The organism is uncultured Oceanisphaera sp. (assembly GCF_947495715.1).
Lineage (GTDB): Bacteria > Pseudomonadota > Gammaproteobacteria > Enterobacterales > Aeromonadaceae > Oceanimonas > Oceanimonas sediminis.
Map to the genome: position 1 here is coordinate 1 of NZ_CANLZU010000040.1, position 3,562 is coordinate 3,562.

The 3,562-nt window shown below is 57.6% G+C and carries 3 protein-coding genes; 1 reads left to right on the top strand and 2 read right to left on the bottom strand.

The window, feature by feature from the left end; all coding sequences use genetic code 11:
* Positions 1-227: 227 nt before the first annotated feature.
* Complete coding sequence (locus Q0753_RS16435) at positions 228-1,406, bottom strand: MFS transporter (protein WP_298723663.1); 1,179 nt, start codon at positions 1,404-1,406, stop codon at positions 228-230.
* 128 nt (positions 1,407-1,534) lie between these two features.
* Complete coding sequence (locus Q0753_RS16440; protein WP_298723665.1) at positions 1,535-2,044, bottom strand: acyloxyacyl hydrolase; 510 nt, start codon at positions 2,042-2,044, stop codon at positions 1,535-1,537.
* Positions 2,045-2,261: 217 nt separating this feature from the next.
* Here Q0753_RS16440 and suhB point away from each other — a divergent pair, with 217 nt between their 5' ends.
* A complete protein-coding gene (gene suhB, locus Q0753_RS16445) occupies positions 2,262-3,065 on the top strand; it encodes an inositol-1-monophosphatase (RefSeq protein ID WP_298723667.1) in 804 nt (267 codons plus the stop codon).
* Positions 3,066-3,562 lie beyond the last annotated feature (497 nt).

A 3,562-nucleotide genomic window follows, 5' to 3' on the forward strand; every position in this document is an offset into this window, starting at 1 on the left:
ACAGAAACACCCTTTGACTCAACATTATTATTCAGTGAAGAGCATATAAAATCTTGACGTCCAACAGAGTATCTACGGGAGTGATGTTCCGTAGGCGCTATTTATGCGGGGCAAATCTACAGGCGATGAGGAATTTTCAGGCACTGTGTATGGCTAGCAGAACCGGCCCTGCCAGCTGAAGCGGCAGCTACAAAAGCACCCGAACCTCCCCCCTCACTCCTCACAATTTAAACCCCGGGTTCCGGCAAGGCATTCGAACTGGGGATCAGCAGCCAGGCCACCAGTCCGGCAAAGGCCAGCAGCAGGCCGCCCAGCACCGACTGGTTCATTTGTGGCAGGGCCCCCTGAACCAGCAGAAAGATACCACCGCCCAGGTTGGCGCTGCCGCCGAGCAGGGCACCGGCGGTGCCGCTGTGTTGCGGGAACGGCGCCACCGCCCTGGAAGTAGCTACCGGAAACAGCAAGCCGGCACCGGCAAAGTAAACGCCGCCACCCAGTACCAATCCGGCCACGCTCCAGCCGGGCTCGAAGGCGGATGCCATCACTATGCTCGCCCCCAGCAGCAAGGCCACCGTGGACACCCACTGCAGGCGGTTAATCGACCAGGTTGCCGCCTTCAGCGAGGCCAGCATGGCACCGGCAAAATACAACGGCAGCGGCAGAATAAACAGCAGGCTGATTTCGGTGCTGGTCAGCCCGCTCTGCTGGCTGACCAGTACGCCGAACACCGCCTCATAGAGAATGACACCGGCGAAGGCGGCCATCAGCATGCCAAGCTGACGGCAGAAGGCACCGTTGTGCAGTACGTGCTGATAGGCTGGCAGCATCGGCTGGGCATGACGACGTTCCGCCGGCAGGGTTTCCCGAAACCAGCACACCATCACCAGGGTGATCAACAGGCCCACCACCAGCAAAAACAGATACATGGATTGCCAGCCGAAGTGCAGGTTGAGGTAGCCGCCGATCAGCGGAGCCAGCAAGGGGGCCAGCATGATGCCCATGGACACATAGCCGTTGTAGCGAATCAGATCGGCGCCTTCAAACTTGTCCCGCATCAGGCTCCGGCACAGGCTGCCCGCCGCCGCCGTGCCGGCACCCTGAATAAAGCTGCCGAGCAGCAGCATCGGAAACACCGGCCAGGCCAGAATCAGCGCCGAGCCCAGTACGTAGACGGCAAGCCCGGCCAGCAGCACGGGGCGACGGCCAAACCGATCCGACAACGGACCATAGATAAACTGGAACAGACCATAGGGGATAAGATAAAACGCCATCACCAGCGGCAGGCTGCTGCCGGCCACCTGCAATGCCTCCGCCATGTCGCCCATGGCGGGCACATAAAGGGTTTGGGTCATCTGACCCGAGGCCACCATCAACACCGTAAGTAATACCAGGGACAGGCCTGACATGGCCGCGCACTCCAAAAGGTGCCCGAACGGGCAGACTGTGATTTGGATCGCATCATAATCAACAGAGGGATGAACTGGCAATAGCGAGCAGAACGACCTTTTGTAATAGCCAGGCCCAGTTTTTCTAATCAGAAATCATAACGATAGATAATATTCCAGCTGCTTATTCCATCGTTGGGCTCCTTGATGCCACCATTGGACAGATGCCAGCCTTCCAGTGCCAGACTATGGTGCGCAACCGCCACCCCTACACCGACCCGACTGCTGAACTGAAACCGGCTGGACAGATCCCGTGACCCAAGCCGGGTCTGGCTGATCCAGGCCGGCCCCACGCCGGCAAGCAGGAAGGGAGTCCAGCCGCCCTGGTGCTCGACACTATGGTGTTCGAAACGATAATGCAGCATCGGCATCAGGCTCAGCTGCAGCAGATCATCGTCATCGGACTCCCAGTAACTGCCATTGATACCCACGCCGTACCACAAGTGCCCGCCCCCCAGACTCCGCCAGGCTTGCCGCCACTCCAGGCCCGCATGGTAAGAGTCGGCACCATCGCCACCACCGCCGCCCAGCATCAGGTTGCTCTCGGCACAAACCGGCATGGATAACATCAACAAGGCAAACAGACTCGGTTTGTTCATGCGCTTGATCTCTGGTGACGACCTCATTTAACCATAGCCGTTTTATGCGCCGAGCCGGAATAAGGGAAGCAGGATCACTCGCTTTCATCACCTCTCTTCACACGGGTATTATCGATGTCCGGTCGGCTGACGGAAATTTAGTCCTTGCCTGGTTCGGGTTCACAGGTATAATACGCCGCTCAAATTTCGTTCTTTAACATCAAGTGGGTTCACTCATATGCATCCGATGCTGAATATTGCGGTGCGCGCTGCGCGCAACGCCGGTCAAGTTATCGTCAAGGGTTTTGCCAATCCGGATAACACAGAAGCACGCCAGAAAGGCCAGAACGATTTTGTTACCAATGTCGATCTGGACGCAGAAAACGCCATCGTCAATACCATCCGCAAGTCTTACCCGGAGCATACGATTATCGGCGAAGAATGTGGTGAGCTGACCGGCAGCAATCCGGATTACCAGTGGATTGTCGACCCGCTTGATGGCACTGCCAACTTCGTAAAAGGCATTCCCCACTTCGCGGTTTCCATCGCGCTGCGTGTCAAGGGCCGCACCGAGCAGGCCGTGGTGTACGATCCCATTCGTGACGAACTGTTCACCGCCAGCCGCGGTGCCGGTGCCCAGCTGAACGGTTACCGTATTCGTACCGGCAAGGCCAAGGATCTGAACAATACCGTTCTGGCTACCGGCTTTCCGTTCAAGCAGAAGCACCAGGCCGACGCCTACCTGGCCATGTTCAAGGACATGTTCATTCAGTGCTCCGACATTCGCCGTGCCGGCGCCGCCAGCCTGGATCTGGTGTACGTGGCCGCCGGTCGTGTCGACGGTTACTGGGAGCTGGGCCTCAAGCCCTGGGACTTCGCCGCCGGCAGCCTGATCGCCCGTGAAGCCGGCGCCATTGTGACCGACTTCGTTGGTGGTCATAACTATGAGCGTAACGGCAACATAGTGTGTGCCAACCCCAAGGTGTTGAAAACCATGCTCTCTACCATTCGCGAGCATCTGCCGGAATCTCTGTCCGTTTAAGAGATACACGCGCTATCAAGCCCCGCCCAGGCGGGGCTTTTTTGTGCCCGGCGTTTACGGTTGGGGATTGGGAATGGGAAATGGGGATTGGGGATTGGGGATTGGGGATTAGGGATTAGGGATTAGGGATTAGGGCAAGAAAAGCACAAACCTGCCCGCCGCGTAGGGTCCAATTCATTGGACCGGCCCAACCACCGTGATACGCCATTGGTCGAATACATTCGCACGGCCCCCGTAGGCGCCCATTTATGCGGCACGAACCTGCATGCAAATCGGAACATTCAGGCTCGACGCATGATCTGCAGGTTCGGCGTTATGGGTATTGCCCTGCTACGCAGGGCCTGCCAAGCTACAAAAACACAGCTCAGCCCGTAGGGTCCATTTCAATGGACCGACCCAGCCAGGGTGTGCCACACCACCGGTCGAATGAATTCGACCCTTGTATGTTTAAGTTAGATGAGTTGATAGAGTATTTCACAGTTACTGGGGAGGCCGTT

Excerpts from the sequence above, each read along its gene's own strand:
- Q0753_RS16435 (WP_298723663.1), bottom strand. The coding sequence starts at position 1,406 with ATGTCAGGCCTGTCCCTGGTATTACTTACGGTGTTGATGGTGGCCTCG.
- Q0753_RS16440 (WP_298723665.1), bottom strand. The coding sequence starts at position 2,044 with ATGAACAAACCGAGTCTGTTTGCCTTGTTGATGTTATCCATGCCGGTT.
- suhB (WP_298723667.1), top strand. The coding sequence starts at position 2,262 with ATGCATCCGATGCTGAATATTGCGGTGCGCGCTGCGCGCAACGCCGGT.